The sequence below is a fragment of the Paenibacillus sp. NMA1017 genome (assembly GCF_058895805.1).
In genome coordinates this window covers 47,809-62,542 of the sequence record NZ_JBZXYR010000018.1, presented here as the reverse complement: position 1 = coordinate 62,542, position 14,734 = coordinate 47,809, and the positions used below count along the sequence as shown (strand labels likewise).

Genomic DNA, 14,734 nt, shown 5'->3' with positions numbered 1-14,734 from the left:
TCAAACTCTCCATTAAAGACCAACCGAAGCTGGTTTATAGAAAGAGCGATAAGCTCATGTTGAAACTGACGAGATAAAATATCTCTTGTTCGCTTCCATTTCATACAGCCAGATGGCATGTACTAAAATTTCAGCATTGGATTTTGTAAACAAAATCCATACTCACTCGTTGTTCAGTTTTCAAAGATCAAACCTGCATAATCTCTCACTTTGTTTCATCACCGCGTCTCAGTGGCGACCTTTATAATATATCATCTCTTTTTAGAATTTGCAAGAGTTTTTTTAATTTCTTTTTTCGAGCAAATCCTTCAAAAAGGAACGAAAATTAATTTACCATGAATATTGAATAGAGTCAATACTTTTTTTGATATCAGAAAGTATAAGCTTTTTAAAATAGTTTACTTCCTGATATCTGATATTAGTTCTACCTTATCTTTTCATTGTTTGGTCTGTGGGACTCGCCCTCTGCGAGCATATTTTGATAGCTCCTTGGCGGGCGCAAAACGGGCATACATGCGGAAGACTGTTTTATATCGAAGTGCGATTGCGTAGCGAATATCTTGATCCAATCGAGTATCACTCATATCAAGCAGCATTTCATCTAGCTCCTTACGAAGAACGTAGTCAAGTTCCTTGCATTCTTTTTCGTTAAACAGCATTCCCAACATATGACCATACTCCCTTATCAGCAGATTATATAGTACTTATATTTGCTCAACTATTGTTCCAATCTTTACCTGTTTTTAAACTCAACTGCTAAGGTTTCAAACTTACCCCGATTAATCTTCAGCTTTTCTTTAGGCTCTCCCCTTTGTTATGTTCAATTTTCGGGAAATATATAAATAATTGGCCATAATATTTTATTGTGACAATAAGCGATAAGTTATGCCACTCTCAATTGCAGCTGCTATAAGCAGTAAGATGACAGACCATAGGGACACCCTCAACGTTTGTTTCATAAATACATTCCACAATGGGCCAGTTCCTTTGCGCTTTAGCCCTACGCCTGTACCTATAGTAGACATTATGTTAATTCCAAACTTCAATCCGAAGGCACAGGCGATAATCAAAACAGGCAATTCAATCACACCGTGAGGCAGTAACCCTTTTACAACAACTTCATACACACTTCTTCCCATATCTGTCTGCAAGTGGACTACAAACCCTAAAACCATACCGTTCACAATTAGAAATACAAACGGTACGATTCCAAATACAGCCCCCATAAATATAACCAGCACACATTTAATTGCATTATTGAAAAAGATGAATACAAAAAAACTCCATTGTGGATGCTCAGAATTCTGCAAGCGCTGCGCTACTTCTCCCAGCCCCTCCATTTGTTGCGCCAGCATGGATTGAATAGCGCCTGTACTTAACCACCCCACTATAATACTTATGCAGAAAAGAAGTGCAGAGATTAAAATTAACCGTCTTGTCGTGTGTAGATCGTGAAAAAATGCTTTTAGTCCCATTTGATAATTCCTCCTATTAGTCTAATGGAATAATTGACAACCCCCGGCATAGCTTTAAGTAAACAAGCACTTCTAGGATGAAAGGAGCGTTATTAACCATGAATTCTTTTTTCTATGTATTGAACGGTAAAAAAATCAAACGATTCTTAATCGTAATGGCTGCAGCCGTCTTTACTGTTGGAGTCATTTATGTAGAAACCGATAATGTTACGGTTTTTTCCGAAGAAGCACCAACCGCTATTTATAGTGTACCCACGGACAAAAAGTTGATCGCTCTCACCTTTGATATTAGTTGGGGTGATAAGCGTACTGCCCCCATCTTAAAAGTCCTTGAGGATAAGAAAGTGACCAAGTCCACCTTTTTTCTTTCTGCCCCTTGGAGTAAAACACATCCAGAGCTTGTGAATCAGATTAAAGAAAGTGGATTTGAGATCGGCAGTCATGGCCATAAACACGAAAATTACAGTAGCTTAAGCGATGAAGATATTCGTAAGCAGATTTCAATTGCTCATACCACATTAACCGAACTGACGGGACAGTCCCCGAAGTTGATCCGTATGCCTAATGGCGACTTTGATAAAAGGGTCCTTCAGGTGGCCGGCACTTTAGGCTACAAAACCATTCAGTGGGATACAGATTCCCTGGACTGGAAAAACCCTGGTACTCAGGTCATAATCGACCGTGTTGTAAATAAAGCGCATCCTGGCGATATCGTCCTTCTGCATGCCAGTGATTCTTGTAAACAAACGCATGAAGCCCTGCCCGTCATTATCGACAAGTTGCGCGCACAAGGCTATGAATTCGTGACCGTATCTGAACTGCTTCAACAGGGTACAGTAAAAGGTAAAGAGGTACGCGATCAGGCACTGGGTCTTTAAGGAGTTATTTTACATCGTTCTCAGCTAAAAACCAAAAGCAAATCGACATATTTCTCCCCACTCATCCGCATACTATCCACATTCATGATGAAGGAGGAATACGGCCATGAATTGGACTCGTTTGCGATTTGTTAGCACGGTATGCGTACTGGGCGTTGCACTGAGTGGATGCGGCTCGGATCAGGGTTCTGCGCCCCCCCAGAACAGTTATAAAGAGATGAAAACGATGGTTGTCGATATCCTGAAAAGCGATGACGGAAAAAAAGCGGTAGAGGAAGCTTTAACTGGGGAAAACAGTTCATCCAAAGAAGGACAATCCGGTCAAAGCAGTGAAGAGGGTGGGTCAGGTGGTGGATCTGGTGGCAGCATGGGAATGAAAATGCTTATGCCCATGCAATCGGCTGAACAGATGAAGATCGCAGTCAAAGATACTTTGGTATCACCTGAATATAAAAAAGAAATCGAAAAAATTATGACTGATCCGCGTTTTGCCGGCGAATTTGCCAAAGCCATCAACAGCCAAAGCAAACAGCTTCATATGCAACTTATAAAAGACCCTTCTTATCAAAAATCAATTGAAGCGATGCTTAAGTCGCCAGAACTAACCAAGATGTATATGGACTTAACCAAAACCCCTGAATATCGCAAACAATCTATGACAGTCATGCATGATGCCATGCAGAATCCGATTTTCCGGCTTGAAGTCATGAATTTACTTAAAACTGTCGTACAAGAGGAGCTTCAACCCAAAGTTGAGAAAAAAAGTGGTGAGCAAGGCGGTGCAGGCGGCGATAAGCAAGGTGGTGGGGGCAGCGAAGGTGGCGGCGAAGGAGAACAAGGAGGAAGCCAATAATAATAAGGCTGGTTTAATAAACCAGCCTTTTTTTCTTTATTCAGATTCCGTGTGCAAGATCGTAATCTGAGCAGCAATATCATTGTAAATGGTCCCCGTGGCAGACTCAGATTTATATACAGATGGAGAAAAGTCGGCTTCTGAAGGGTGATTATCTGGAATACCCAGCGGAATTTGGGCAAGAAGTTTTGTATGAAGGGTGTCTGCCAGCATAGCCCCCCCTCCTCGCCCAAAAACATAGTCCTTTTCTCCAGTGGAGGACACATAATAAGACATGTTCTCCACAACACCGATGACCTTATGATCCGTTTGAAGCGCCATTGCGCCTGCACGTGCAGCTACAAAAGCCGCCGTCGCATGTGGAGTAGTGACAATGATTTCTTCACTCTGCGGAATCATTTGATGTACGTCAAGCGCTACATCGCCAGTCCCTGGCGGTAAATCGAGTATCATATAATCCAGCTGTCCCCATGCAACATCACTAAAAAACTGTCTGAGCATTCTCCCCAGCATGGGACCTCTCCAGATCACCGGATTGTTCTCTCTGACAAAGAAGCCCATAGACATAATTTTGATACCGAATCGCTCTACCGGCTGAATGATACCATCTTCGACAGAAGGAACGTCCTCCGCTCCGATCATATCCGGCACGCTAAATCCATAGATATCCGCATCAATTAGACCTACACGCTTCCCCTGTCTAGCTAAAGCAGCAGCCAAATTGACAGCTACTGTCGACTTTCCGACACCACCTTTTCCGCTTGCAATGGCAATAAACCGGACGCCAGATGCTGGATTAAGCAGCTCATGTTCTTCCATACCGACAGCATGTCCTTTGGTCAAAACCGGGTCAGCGGCTTCCTCGGTATTCTCCCCAGCTTGAATTGCGGACTTTTCATGCTCAGATGCCTCACGAATACGAATATGGACGTGGCTTAACCCTGCCTCTTCTAAAGTCTGCCGGATTTCCTGCTCCAGTTCTGCACGCGTCTCTTCCTGGCTATTCAGACTAATAGCGGTCAAGGATACTCGATCCTCTTTAACGACCACATCCCGAATAAAATGGAGATCGACTAGACGGCGTCCTGTTTGAGGCTCCCGTACTTGTTGAAGTAGCTCTATAACTTGCTCTCTTGATTGCATGAATTGTCAGCACCTCTGCTTTAATGAATTTACGGAGTGGTAAACACTTACAGTATACCACTATCTGGCCTCAGTTGCTGGTGAGGTCCCCTTTTCCCCGGCACTGTAACGCAAAATCCCCTTATATATGGACGCCGCCACCTGCCTTTGATAGTTCACGTCACTTAGTCGTCTAGCTTCCTCTGGATGGGATAAAAATCCGACTTCCACAAGGGCTGCTGGCATTTTAAGAGCTTTCAATAAATAAACTGTGTTCACGGTCTTAGCTACTCTATTCGTATTTTCCAAGTTACGCTTGATCTCTTCCTGAATTAAGGACGCCAAATTCTCGTTATCTGCATGGTTAGGGACGAAAAAGGTCTGTGCTCCACTCCAACGGCTCGACGGGATACTGTTCATATGAATACTTAGAAAGAGGTCTGCTTTCTGCTCCTCAATTATACGCACACGCTGCTTCAAATCCTCCGTTTTTCTTCTGGCGTAACCTTTCGTTTCTTGCTGCGCCAGGTCGCGGTCATCCTCACGTGTCATGACAACAACAGCACCTGCTTGCTGCAAATAATCCCGCAAATAAAAGGCGATTGCCAGATTAATATCCTTTTCAATAACCCCTTCTTTGCTAACCGCCCCTCCATCAGGCCCTCCATGTCCCGCATCTATGGCAATTACTTTACCAGTAAGGGGTAAGCTCCAATGGGTCCAAACTCTCGAAGCAGGTATCTCATACAATGCCAGTGTAATAAACAGAACGGCGAGACAACAGCCCAACAGCATTTTTTGCAACGTCCGATAGCGAATCCACAGTGTAACCTCGTGTTTACGATTATTTTTTTGCATAACAAAACGCCTCCGTCCTATACAGATACTAATAATCTATATGGGACGAGGCGTGTAGATAGTACAACTCAGGCATGAACAAATTCCTTCATACCTTCAATCAGCACTTGAGCGACTTCCGGTCGTGTAAATTCAGGTGGCGGGCAAACCCCAGAGCGCAACAATTCCCGTACTTTGGTGCCCGAGAGTGTCAAATGATGCTCCTTGGGATGTGGGCATGTTTTACTTGAGGCCATATTTCCACATCGGGTGCAATAAAAGCTGTGTTCAAAGAACAATGGAGTAACCCCCAGCTCTTCAGGTGTAAAGTGTCTGAAAATCTCCTGTGCTTCGTAGGTACCATAATAGTCTCCTACACCGGCGTGATCTCTTCCAACAATAAAATGGGTGCAGCCATAGTTTTTTCGCACAATAGCATGGAAAATGGCCTCTCTAGGGCCCGCGTATCGCATGGCAGCAGGAAATACCCCCAGAAAAGTCCGATCAGCCGGATAATAATTGTCCAGCAGCACCAGATAGCTCTTCATACGCACATCTGCCGGAACGTCATCTGACTTGGTTTCACCAACGAGTGGGTTTAGAAACAAAGCATCCACAATCTCCATCGCGCTTTTTTGAATGTACTCATGTGCCCGATGGACTGGATTTCGTGTTTGAAAACCAACCACTGTTTTCCAGCCTCTTTCTGCAAAATAGTCGCGTGTCTGTGATGGTGTATAGTAGAACTCACTAAATTGTGTGGGCTCCGGCCGATTCAACACTTGCACAGATCCACCAACATACGTAGCAGGTCGATCTAACAGTTTGTTTACGCCAGGATGAGCCGGGTCATCCGTCTTGAATACTCGTCTGGCTTCCTCAGCCTGATCTACCTGATAAATACTTTCAATATCAAGTACAGCATAGATAGTACCATCTGTTTCACCCACCAAAGACACCTGCTGACCTAATTTCAGTTCACTGGCTACACTTTCTGCAACTGCAAGAGTAATGGGAATACTCCAGACAGTACCATCGGCAAGACGCATATCCGTTACCACTGACCGATAATCAGATTCATTCATAAACCCCGTCAAAGGAGAGAAAGCTCCCACTCCAATCAAATCCAGATCAGAAATGGTCCATGAGTTTACACGGATAGGAAACAATTCCCTCGCAGCCTGTAAAAGCGCTTTTTGCTCCAGTCCTGTAATGATTTTATCAACAAGTGTTCCGCCATGCGGAAGAATTGCAGTCATAATGCACTTCCCTTCTCTTCATAAATATGACTATAGCTAGCTGAATACCATTTTATTGATGGAGCCCACACTCCGTTTTCTCATTGCCTGACCAGCGACCTGCACGAGGATCTTCACCTGGTAGGACTTCACGTGTACATTGCTCACAACCGATACTGGGATAATTGCGGTCATGCAATGGATTATACAGCACTTCATGAGTACGGATATAGTTCCATACATCCTCGGATGTCCAGCTTGCCAAGGGGTTAAATTTAACGAGTCCAAACTTTTCATCATACTCTACCTTTTTTGAATTCGCACGGGTAGGGGCCTGATCCCGGCGAATACCGGTAATCCATGCATCATATTGTGACAAAATACGTGTCAGCGGCTCAACTTTGCGTATACCACAGCATGTATTAGGATTTGTTTTCCACAGTTCCTCTCCATGCTCAGCCGCTTGCTCTTCAGGAGTAATTAAGGGAGAGACTCTAACAAAATCCAAGTTATATCTGGCTTTCATCTGATCTCGCGTATCGTAAGTTTCTTGAAAATGAAAGTCGGTGTCCAAGTAAAAAATGTCGGTGGAAGGGCTAATTTTTTGAAGCATGTCTACTAGTACTACATCTTCTGCTCCGAAGCTACAAGCAAAGGTAAGATTGGGAAATGTGAGAACAGCATACTGGATAATTTCCTCTGGCGTAGCCTCTTCCAGTTCAACTGCCTTGACTCTAATCAACGCTTCTTTCTCCAATAAATTCATTATCAATGCGCCTCCATATGAAGATTCATAAATAAAGTGTCATCCCAATGCCGACTAAACAAATAAGATTAAATACAGTATAAAACTTTCATAATCATTGTCAATCCAAGGCAAAAAGTCCTGATGTGAGCATTTATCCACCCAAATTTGCAGGAACGTTGTTCTGTCAGCATTCTTTAATGCTTTCTTGCGTATCCAACCAAGTTCATTGACTTTATATAAAATATTCTTATACCAAACATTCGAAAATGGTCCATAGGCTCTTTGGTTACTAAAAGTAACTATTTTAGCTGAAGGTATGCTTGAATGAAGGCTTTTCACGTCAACAAAGGCGGCTTGTTCTCTACTCTCCGAAGACAATGATGTACTACCAGTACGCTTTTAAACAAAGGCCTTTCTTATATGAAAACATATGGAAATAGTTTGGTCCTTGGAGGAATATGCCCTATCGAATTTTTTAGCCAGAAGAAACCCACTACACTATTCTGGAGCCCTAACGTCAACGATGCTTTCATTTATAAAAGAAATGACTGCGCGCTGAACGCTTATTATGCCTCTATCCAATCCTAAAACGCTTGTAGAGGCAATTCCCGAGGAAATGATCCACTGCACACAAGCAAGACTCTTATCGCTACTGGAAGCCTATTTAAAGCCTATCATCAATGAGGAGCAATTTTATGAGGGTAAACAGTCGTACAATGTATTGGCTCCCGGTTATAGTTTGGAGCGATTGCTGTGTAGACTATTTCCATTACCAGTAACATGTACATCGCCGTTGCAATTGCAGTAGCATAGGCAGCGGATAGTGCTAGGCTACTGAGCATCCTTCTTACCAGTGCACACACATAAAAAGAGGTATTCCTTGCCGTATCCCTAGCTGCGCCCAAAACAGCTGTACAAGAGGCATAGACAGTGCCAGCCAGAACATATCAAGGAGCCTTTACATAAACAGGTGAAAGCAAAGTATCCTCATGAAACAGCACTTAGCAGAGAATATTAAGATGAAGCTATATTGAATAGCAGAACATTATATTTTAGCCACAGGTTATAAACATTACAGAATAAACTGCGTTGAAATAGAAAACTGTATTTGTGGATAACTTTTCGTATTCCTGCATTTGCATGCTGTTATTTATGTATTCGCAGGAACATGCTAAAGCCCGTAGCTTTTAGAGTAGGTCTACTTATCCACATGTGGATAAGGATTAGGAAATTAAAAAAGAACCCTTTCCATAAGGAAAAGGTTCTTCTGTATTCGAAATATTAACGTTTCGAGAACTGTGGTGCACGACGAGCAGCTTTGAGACCGTATTTTTTACGTTCTTTCATACGTGGGTCACGAGTCAAGAAGCCTGCTTTTTTCAAAGCTGGGCGGAATTCTGGATCTGCCTTCAACAGAGCACGGGAAATACCGTGGCGAATTGCGCCGGCTTGACCAGAGATACCACCACCATGAGCGATAACGAGTACGTCATAGCTGCCAACTGTTTCTGTCAGGTTCAGTGGTTGTTTTACAATCAGTTTGAGAGTTTCCAAACCGAAATATTCATTAATATCACGCTTATTGATGACAATGCGTCCTTCACCCGGTACGAGACGAACACGAGCTACCGAATGTTTACGACGACCTGTCCCATAGTATTGTACTTGTGCCATGAAACTGTCCTCCCTTTTAATTATCCGCGAAGTTCGTAAACTTCAGGTTTTTGTGCTGCATGTGGATGCTCAATGCCTCTGTAAGCTTTAAGTCTCAGCTTCATTTTCTCGCCTTGACGAGTTTTAGGAAGCATACCGTGAACAGCCAATTCCAACATACGCTCAGGCTTGTTCTTAACCATTTCTTGTGCAACCGTTACTTTCAGACCACCCGGATGCAGGGAGTGACGGTAGTATTTCTTGTTCTCCATTTTTTTACCGGTCAATACGATTTTTTCCGCATTGATTACAACAACAAAATCACCTGTGTCCACATGTGGTGTGAATTGTGGCTTGTGTTTGCCGCGAATCAACGCAGCCGCTTCGCTTGCCAGACGGCCGAGCGTTTTGCCTTCGGCATCAATGATGTGCCAGTTGCGCTCAACTTCATTTGGCTTCGCCATATACGTAGTACGCATGAAAAGTATCCTCCTTAAGTTCGTTAACAGAAATCATCATTTATCTTCGTTCGTTAAGTTGCTGCATTATTGATGGATTAGATGTTACTTTAAAGTGATTATCTTAATTGGGGCTGTGGGAAAGCCATTAAGAAAACACAACTTTTATATTACAGGATAACCATCAATTCCGCAAGGGTAAAATCAATGTTTTTTGATGTTTTCATCGTACTCTACATTCCAGAGCGTTAAAGCGTGTCCAACAGCCGTAGGTCCAGCCTTTGAACGATTTTTCGCCTCCAAAATGGAAGGAATATCATCCGCCGATTTTTTGCCTTCTCCCACTTCCAGCAAAGTACCCATAATAATCCGAACCATGTGCTGCAAAAATCCGCTACCTGTAATATAAGTATGGATAATTCCCTGATCATCCGATCCCGGACGTGAAAAGGAATGGTCTACTGTCATATAGGCTTCGTAAATAGTGCGAACATGATTCGTCTTTTGGGAACGTCGAGATGCGAACGAAGTATAATCAAAGGTGCCAACTAAATGAGCCAACCCTTCCTCCATCGCTCTTATATCCAGTCTCGTTGGATGATGGGCCTGTGTACGACGGTGAAAGATGTCCGGAAACCGGTTCGCATTAATACTGTACCGATATGTCTTCCGCTTCGCCATGCGGCGTGCATGAAAGGACAGGGGCACCTCTCTCGCATCCGTAACGATGATATCACGAGGCAACCAGGCATTAAGTGCCAGACACCAGCGCTGTAACGGAATCGGCGATTCAGTGTGAAAATTGAATACCTGCCCGTATGCATGTACACCTGCATCTGTACGGCCTGAGCCTGTAATTTTAAGACGCTCGCCCGTCAAGGAGTAAATAGCATGTTCAAGGCAGTCCTGAATGGTGTTACCGTTAGGCTGCGTCTGAAAGCCATCATAGTGGGTTCCGTCATAGTTCACCTTCATGCACAAGTTCCGCATGCTTCTCACACCTTTGTAGGGTAGTCTCTGGCCTTACATGGAATAACCGAACATAACAAAGGAGAAGCCCCTCAAGGACTCCTCCAAGAGAAAAAAAGGGTTGTTCAGAATCAAGCCGATTCTGTCCACCCTTCCCTCATCTTCGCCTGTTTACGCGCGGTCAACCAATTCCAGATATACCATTGGAGCGGCGTCGCCACGACGAGGTCCCAATTTCAAGATACGAGTGTATCCACCTGGACGCTCAGTGTAACGTGTAGCCAATTCGCTAAACAGCTTTTGGATTGCATCCTGCTCACCATCCAAAGTTTCACGGCGAACGAACGCAGCCACTTGACGACGTGCGTGCAGATCTCCTTTTTTCGCTTTGGTGATCAGTTTTTCAGCAATAGAACGAACTTCTTTCGCTTTAGCCTCAGTAGTTTGGATACGCTCATACAAGAACAGATCGGTTACCAAATCACGAAACAAAGCTTTACGGGCACTGGAGTTACGGCCCAATTTTTGGTATGCCATGTAATTTCCCCTCCTTCACAAAAACGTTGCTGTACTATTCTTCCGTACGAAGTCCTAAACCAAGTTCCTCGAGCTTCTCTTGTACTTCTTCCAAAGATTTGCGACCCAAGTTACGGACCTTCATCATATCTTCTTCAGATTTAGTCGTGAGTTCTTGTACCGTATTGATACCAGCGCGCTTAAGGCAGTTATAGGAACGGACGGAGAGATCCAGCTCTTCGATCGTCATTTCAAGAACTTTTTCTTTCTTGTCTTCTTCTTTTTCAACCATAATTTCAGCATCTTTTGCCTCGTCCGTGAGACCCACGAACAACATCACATGCTCGGTCAAAATTTTGGCTCCAAGGCTCACTGCTTCCTCGGGACGAATACTTCCGTCAGTCCAAACCTCAAGTGTCAGCTTGTCATAATTCGTAACCTGGCCGACACGCGTATTTTCTACGCCGTAGTTCACGCGTGCAATCGGAGTGTAGATGGAGTCGACGGGAATGACGCCGATCGGCTGGTCATCACGTTTGTTCCGATCCTGCTTAACGTAACCGCGACCGCGATTGGCAAAAATACGCATGTGAAGTCTCGAACCCGGTCCGAGCGTAGCAATGTGAAGATCCGGATTAAGAATTTCCACATCACTATCCGCACGGATATCTCCTGCCGTTACAACTCCTTCGCCTTCCGCATCGATTTCGAGTACTTTCTCTTCATCCGAGTGGATTTTAAGCGATAAAGCTTTCAAGTTCAGAATGATTTCCGTTACGTCTTCCTTCACACCGGGAACCGTTGCAAACTCGTGCAGAACCCCATCGATCTGAACCGATGTGACTGCTGCCCCCGGTAACGAGGATAACAGAATACGGCGAAGCGAGTTTCCCAGCGTCGTACCGTATCCGCGCTCCAGCGGTTCTACTACGAATTTTCCATAGGTGCCATCATCATTGACGTCAACCGTCTCAATTTTCGGCTTTTCGATTTCTATCACTGCAATATCCCTCCTTCAAAACGTCGCTCCTATATGAAACATTCACCTTATCCATAGTCTATCATGCAGTATACCTAAACATCCATTCTTGGCAGTTTGTGCCGGATCTATACTACACGCAGAGGAGAAATCTCATTAGACGCGACGACGTTTTGGAGGACGGCATCCGTTATGAGGTACCGGAGTTACGTCTTTAATCAGGTTAACTTCCAAACCAGCAGCTTGCAAAGAGCGGATTGCTGCTTCGCGACCTGCACCAGGTCCTTTAACCATGACTTCGACAGTTTTCATGCCGTGTTCCATAGCAGCTTTAGCAGCAGTTTCTGCGGCCATTTGCGCTGCGAATGGAGTAGATTTACGGGAACCACGGAATCCCATGCCGCCTGAGCTGGCCCAAGAGATTGCGTTACCGTGTGGATCTGTGATCGTAACGATCGTGTTGTTGAACGTGGAACGGATGTGTGCCACGCCAGTCTCGATATTTTTACGGTCACGACGTTTTGTACGTACAACTTTTTTCGGTTTAGCCATTGAATGTTATCCTCCCTTCTTATTTCTTTTTGTTCGCTACAGTCCGACGAGGACCTTTACGGGTACGAGCATTAGTTTTAGTACGTTGTCCGCGAACAGGCAACCCACGACGGTGACGAACACCACGGTAGCAGCCAATCTCAGTCAGACGTTTAATATTCAAGGAAATTTCACGACGCAGATCGCCTTCTACTTTAACTTCTTTGTCGATCGTTTCACGTAATTTGCTCACTTCATCTTCAGTCAAATCACGAACACGCGTGTTTGCACTGATGCCTGTTTCCTTCAAGATTTTCTGAGAAGTCGTTTTACCGATTCCGAAAATGTAAGTCAAGGCGATCTCAACGCGTTTGTCACGTGGCAAATCCACACCAGCTATACGAGCCATTTTACGCTACACCCCCTTCTATTAACCTTGTTTTTGTTTGTGTTTCGGATTTTCGCAAATAACCATTACATTCCCTTTGCGGCGAATGACTTTGCACTTTTCGCAAATAGGTTTTACAGAAGGTCTTACCTTCATGTTGATTACCTCCTCCAAGCTTTACCCTGGTAAAACTCGCTTCGTGAACATTCACATCGTTTTGCCGAGCAAAACAAGTTTTTTTAAATGACGTACGTTTAATAAAAACCTGCATGAATTACTTGCGGTACGTTATACGGCCTTTGGTTAAATCGTAAGGCGATAACTGTACAACCACCTTGTCGCCTGTCAAAATACGGATAAAGTGCATCCGCAGCTTTCCGGAAACATGAGCAAGAATTTGATGACCGTTCTCCAGCTCTACCTTGAACGTAGCGTTCGGCAGTGGCTCGATTACCGTACCTTCAACCTCAATGACATCTTCTTTGGCCAAAGTCAGTCTCCTTTCTCTTCAGCTTGGTATTCGGACGAGTCCAGGAAAGTTTTCACTGCATGGCGCAGCTTTCCATTCGTCACCCGACCGCTTTCGTTTAAACTGTTTACAATCTCGCTACTAATCTTTGGCTGAGGCACCAAATGAAGAACATTTTTCTTCTTCGCTTGATCAAACTTTCGTTTATCCCCATCCGCAATATATACAAACCTGCTATCTGCTACTGAAACGACAACCGCAATCTGTCCGGCACCTCTGCCTTTCAGAATCTTCACCAGCTGACCGATTTGCAGGTTTCCTTGCTGAATCATTCCAATCACCTACGCACTCAGTTTCGTGAAAATGTCCATGCCGCCCGTTTGGCACGTCACCGCTTGCTCGTTATGAGCACATGAGGTTACGTTCATCGTAACGACCGTCCAGTTGTCTTCCAGCGTCCCTACATGGTGAGAACCTATCTGAATCATTGATTCAATAGCCAGCCCAATGCCGGTTTTCAGCCTCGACCCATGCTCAGGAATACCACGGTTTGGATTCTCAATATATTGCCGAATGGCATGCGACATTGTAAACTGGCGAGTTTTCGCGATGAGATCGCCTTTGTTTAACTTGCGTTTGCCGGGAAATCCGTGCACCAGTTGTTCGTTGACTGAAGCGCAAATGCTAGCAGGAAAACCGTTATAACCTTTAAAAGACGGCACAGCTCCCTGACTGCGAATATACCGATCAGCTAAATGATCAAGTTCACCGGTCGTAATACCGGGCTCGATGTGTCCTGCCAAGAGATGATCCGTTTCCGTATCTATTCTCTTAGCTTTCCTCATAAAGCTTGATTCCGTCCCCGACTTGCAAATGATCATTACAGCTAACCCCGCAACAAGGACACGATATTTTGGGAAACCACATCAATATCCTGTTCTCCGTCAATATGACGCAGAAGATTCTGGTTCTCATAAAACGTGAGGAGTGGTGCTGTTTTATTACTATATTCGTCAAGTCGTGTTCTTACGCTATCTTCATTATCGTCAGGACGCTGATAGAGTTCCCCACCGTCTTTATCGCAAATGCCTTCAACCTTAGGAGGATTAAAGACAATATGATAGCTAGTTCCGCAGCTTTTACAAACCCGCCGTCCTGTGATTCGTGCCAACAAGTTGTCACTATCCACTTTCAGGTTGATGACGTCATCTAGCTTCGTATTCAAACGACCCAAAATTTGATCCAAGGCTTCAGCTTGAGCCAAAGTTCTTGGAAAACCGTCCAGCAAGAACCCTTTCTTGCAATCTGGCTGTTGTAGCCGTTCTTCAACGATACCGATTGTTACATCATCCGGAACAAGTTCACCCTTGTCGATATATTCTTTAGCTTTAATGCCAATAGGTGTTCCCTGTTTCATCGCTAGGCGAAAAGCATCACCTGTCGAGATATGAGGAATGCCGAATTCCTTCACAATGACATCTGCTTGTGTACCTTTACCAGCCCCCGGAGGGCCCATGATCAAAATATTCACAATCTGTCACTCCTCAAGACGACCCCTACACAAGAAACAGCACAAAAGGTGCCGGTAAGCATGCGAACATCCTAAGCCGGTACCTATTG

At 44.3% G+C, this 14,734-nt stretch carries 21 protein-coding genes; 3 read left to right on the top strand and 18 right to left on the bottom strand.

Annotation, left to right across the window (positions count from 1 at the left end):
- Window positions 1–437 precede the first annotated feature (437 nt).
- The gene (locus AC5ELV_RS25185) at window positions 438–668 is read right to left on the bottom strand and encodes a hypothetical protein (RefSeq protein ID WP_013312131.1); all 231 of its coding nucleotides are present in this window, start codon (window positions 666–668) and stop codon (window positions 438–440) included.
- Between the two features lie 192 nt (window positions 669–860).
- A complete protein-coding gene (locus tag AC5ELV_RS25180; RefSeq protein ID WP_493432313.1) occupies window positions 861–1,475 on the bottom strand; it encodes a stage II sporulation protein M in 615 nt (204 codons plus the stop codon).
- A gap of 98 nt (window positions 1,476–1,573) precedes the next feature.
- Between AC5ELV_RS25180 and pdaB the strand changes: the two genes are divergently transcribed.
- Both pdaB and gerD read left to right on the top strand, forming a co-directional pair.
- Complete coding sequence (gene pdaB, locus AC5ELV_RS25175; protein WP_023990485.1) at window positions 1,574–2,353, top strand: polysaccharide deacetylase family sporulation protein PdaB; 780 nt, start codon at window positions 1,574–1,576, stop codon at window positions 2,351–2,353.
- 106 nt (window positions 2,354–2,459) lie between these two features.
- Entirely contained in the window at window positions 2,460–3,206 is a 747-nt protein-coding gene (gene gerD, locus AC5ELV_RS25170) for a spore germination lipoprotein GerD (RefSeq protein WP_493432312.1), read from the top strand.
- Between the two features lie 36 nt (window positions 3,207–3,242).
- Here the strand turns inward: gerD and AC5ELV_RS25165 are convergent, their stop codons facing one another.
- The 4 genes from AC5ELV_RS25165 to AC5ELV_RS25150 all read right to left on the bottom strand — a co-directional run bounded on the left by AC5ELV_RS25165 (window position 3,243) and on the right by AC5ELV_RS25150 (window position 7,169).
- Window positions 3,243–4,349, bottom strand: a complete 1,107-nt coding sequence (locus tag AC5ELV_RS25165) for an Mrp/NBP35 family ATP-binding protein (protein WP_493432311.1) — start codon at window positions 4,347–4,349, stop codon at window positions 3,243–3,245.
- 60 nt (window positions 4,350–4,409) lie between these two features.
- Complete coding sequence (gene cwlD / locus AC5ELV_RS25160; protein WP_493432310.1) at window positions 4,410–5,186, bottom strand: N-acetylmuramoyl-L-alanine amidase CwlD; 777 nt, start codon at window positions 5,184–5,186, stop codon at window positions 4,410–4,412.
- A gap of 68 nt (window positions 5,187–5,254) precedes the next feature.
- Window positions 5,255–6,424 (bottom strand): sulfate adenylyltransferase, encoded by a 1,170-nt coding sequence (gene sat, locus AC5ELV_RS25155; RefSeq protein WP_493432309.1) that lies wholly within the window; start codon window positions 6,422–6,424, stop codon window positions 5,255–5,257.
- Between the two features lie 52 nt (window positions 6,425–6,476).
- Entirely contained in the window at window positions 6,477–7,169 is a 693-nt protein-coding gene (locus AC5ELV_RS25150) for a phosphoadenylyl-sulfate reductase (RefSeq protein ID WP_493432308.1), read from the bottom strand.
- A gap of 550 nt (window positions 7,170–7,719) precedes the next feature.
- Here AC5ELV_RS25150 and AC5ELV_RS25145 point away from each other — a divergent pair.
- The gene (locus AC5ELV_RS25145) at window positions 7,720–7,959 is read left to right on the top strand and encodes a malic enzyme-like NAD(P)-binding protein (RefSeq protein ID WP_493432307.1); all 240 of its coding nucleotides are present in this window, start codon (window positions 7,720–7,722) and stop codon (window positions 7,957–7,959) included.
- A 473-nt stretch (window positions 7,960–8,432) separates the two neighbouring features.
- Here AC5ELV_RS25145 and rpsI read toward each other — a convergent pair whose 3' ends face one another.
- From rpsI to AC5ELV_RS25085, 12 genes are all read right to left on the bottom strand, one after another.
- A complete protein-coding gene (rpsI, locus tag AC5ELV_RS25140; RefSeq protein WP_013312140.1) occupies window positions 8,433–8,825 on the bottom strand; it encodes a 30S ribosomal protein S9 in 393 nt (130 codons plus the stop codon).
- A 20-nt stretch (window positions 8,826–8,845) separates the two neighbouring features.
- Entirely contained in the window at window positions 8,846–9,283 is a 438-nt protein-coding gene (gene rplM, locus AC5ELV_RS25135) for a 50S ribosomal protein L13 (protein ID WP_311080126.1), read from the bottom strand.
- 183 nt (window positions 9,284–9,466) lie between these two features.
- Window positions 9,467–10,252 (bottom strand): tRNA pseudouridine(38-40) synthase TruA, encoded by a 786-nt coding sequence (gene truA / locus AC5ELV_RS25130; RefSeq protein WP_493432306.1) that lies wholly within the window; start codon window positions 10,250–10,252, stop codon window positions 9,467–9,469.
- A gap of 150 nt (window positions 10,253–10,402) precedes the next feature.
- The gene (gene rplQ / locus AC5ELV_RS25125) at window positions 10,403–10,768 is read right to left on the bottom strand and encodes a 50S ribosomal protein L17 (protein WP_013312143.1); all 366 of its coding nucleotides are present in this window, start codon (window positions 10,766–10,768) and stop codon (window positions 10,403–10,405) included.
- 34 nt (window positions 10,769–10,802) lie between these two features.
- Window positions 10,803–11,747 carry a DNA-directed RNA polymerase subunit alpha gene (locus AC5ELV_RS25120; RefSeq protein WP_007432558.1) on the bottom strand — a complete coding sequence of 315 codons (945 nt, stop codon included), beginning with the start codon at window positions 11,745–11,747 and terminating at the stop codon, window positions 10,803–10,805.
- 135 nt (window positions 11,748–11,882) lie between these two features.
- Window positions 11,883–12,278 carry a 30S ribosomal protein S11 gene (gene rpsK / locus AC5ELV_RS25115; protein ID WP_013312144.1) on the bottom strand — a complete coding sequence of 132 codons (396 nt, stop codon included), beginning with the start codon at window positions 12,276–12,278 and terminating at the stop codon, window positions 11,883–11,885.
- Window positions 12,279–12,297: 19 nt separating this feature from the next.
- Complete coding sequence (gene rpsM / locus AC5ELV_RS25110; protein WP_007432560.1) at window positions 12,298–12,666, bottom strand: 30S ribosomal protein S13; 369 nt, start codon at window positions 12,664–12,666, stop codon at window positions 12,298–12,300.
- Window positions 12,667–12,687: 21 nt separating this feature from the next.
- Window positions 12,688–12,801 carry a 50S ribosomal protein L36 gene (rpmJ, locus tag AC5ELV_RS25105; protein ID WP_003333770.1) on the bottom strand — a complete coding sequence of 38 codons (114 nt, stop codon included), beginning with the start codon at window positions 12,799–12,801 and terminating at the stop codon, window positions 12,688–12,690.
- A gap of 118 nt (window positions 12,802–12,919) precedes the next feature.
- Window positions 12,920–13,135 (bottom strand): translation initiation factor IF-1, encoded by a 216-nt coding sequence (gene infA / locus AC5ELV_RS25100; protein ID WP_006212898.1) that lies wholly within the window; start codon window positions 13,133–13,135, stop codon window positions 12,920–12,922.
- Between the two features lie 2 nt (window positions 13,136–13,137).
- Window positions 13,138–13,446 (bottom strand): KOW domain-containing RNA-binding protein, encoded by a 309-nt coding sequence (locus AC5ELV_RS25095; protein ID WP_013312145.1) that lies wholly within the window; start codon window positions 13,444–13,446, stop codon window positions 13,138–13,140.
- A 9-nt stretch (window positions 13,447–13,455) separates the two neighbouring features.
- Window positions 13,456–13,995, bottom strand: coding sequence for a M24 family metallopeptidase (locus AC5ELV_RS25090; protein WP_493432305.1), 540 nt, complete (start codon window positions 13,993–13,995; stop codon window positions 13,456–13,458).
- Window positions 13,996–14,000: 5 nt separating this feature from the next.
- Entirely contained in the window at window positions 14,001–14,645 is a 645-nt protein-coding gene (locus AC5ELV_RS25085; protein ID WP_013312147.1) for an adenylate kinase, read from the bottom strand.
- Window positions 14,646–14,734 lie beyond the last annotated feature (89 nt).

Excerpts from the sequence above, each read along its gene's own strand:
- AC5ELV_RS25165 (WP_493432311.1), bottom strand. The coding sequence starts at position 4,349 with ATGCAATCAAGAGAGCAAGTTATAGAGCTACTTCAACAAGTACGGGAG.
- rplQ (WP_013312143.1), bottom strand. The coding sequence starts at position 10,768 with ATGGCATACCAAAAATTGGGCCGTAACTCCAGTGCCCGTAAAGCTTTG.
- rpsM (WP_007432560.1), bottom strand. The coding sequence starts at position 12,666 with ATGGCTCGTATAGCTGGTGTGGATTTGCCACGTGACAAACGCGTTGAG.
- AC5ELV_RS25145 (WP_493432307.1), top strand. The coding sequence starts at position 7,720 with ATGCCTCTATCCAATCCTAAAACGCTTGTAGAGGCAATTCCCGAGGAA.
- truA (WP_493432306.1), bottom strand. The coding sequence starts at position 10,252 with ATGCGGAACTTGTGCATGAAGGTGAACTATGACGGAACCCACTATGAT.
- sat (WP_493432309.1), bottom strand. The coding sequence starts at position 6,424 with ATGACTGCAATTCTTCCGCATGGCGGAACACTTGTTGATAAAATCATT.
- AC5ELV_RS25090 (WP_493432305.1), bottom strand. The coding sequence starts at position 13,995 with ATGATCATTTGCAAGTCGGGGACGGAATCAAGCTTTATGAGGAAAGCT.
- gerD (WP_493432312.1), top strand. The coding sequence starts at position 2,460 with ATGAATTGGACTCGTTTGCGATTTGTTAGCACGGTATGCGTACTGGGC.
- cwlD (WP_493432310.1), bottom strand. The coding sequence starts at position 5,186 with ATGCAAAAAAATAATCGTAAACACGAGGTTACACTGTGGATTCGCTAT.
- AC5ELV_RS25180 (WP_493432313.1), bottom strand. The coding sequence starts at position 1,475 with ATGGGACTAAAAGCATTTTTTCACGATCTACACACGACAAGACGGTTA.
- pdaB (WP_023990485.1), top strand. The coding sequence starts at position 1,574 with ATGAATTCTTTTTTCTATGTATTGAACGGTAAAAAAATCAAACGATTC.
- rpmJ (WP_003333770.1), bottom strand. The coding sequence starts at position 12,801 with ATGAAGGTAAGACCTTCTGTAAAACCTATTTGCGAAAAGTGCAAAGTC.
- rplM (WP_311080126.1), bottom strand. The coding sequence starts at position 9,283 with ATGCGTACTACGTATATGGCGAAGCCAAATGAAGTTGAGCGCAACTGG.
- rpsK (WP_013312144.1), bottom strand. The coding sequence starts at position 12,278 with ATGGCTAAACCGAAAAAAGTTGTACGTACAAAACGTCGTGACCGTAAA.
- AC5ELV_RS25185 (WP_013312131.1), bottom strand. The coding sequence starts at position 668 with ATGTTGGGAATGCTGTTTAACGAAAAAGAATGCAAGGAACTTGACTAC.
- AC5ELV_RS25095 (WP_013312145.1), bottom strand. The coding sequence starts at position 13,446 with ATGATTCAGCAAGGAAACCTGCAAATCGGTCAGCTGGTGAAGATTCTG.
- AC5ELV_RS25150 (WP_493432308.1), bottom strand. The coding sequence starts at position 7,169 with ATGAATTTATTGGAGAAAGAAGCGTTGATTAGAGTCAAGGCAGTTGAA.
- rpsI (WP_013312140.1), bottom strand. The coding sequence starts at position 8,825 with ATGGCACAAGTACAATACTATGGGACAGGTCGTCGTAAACATTCGGTA.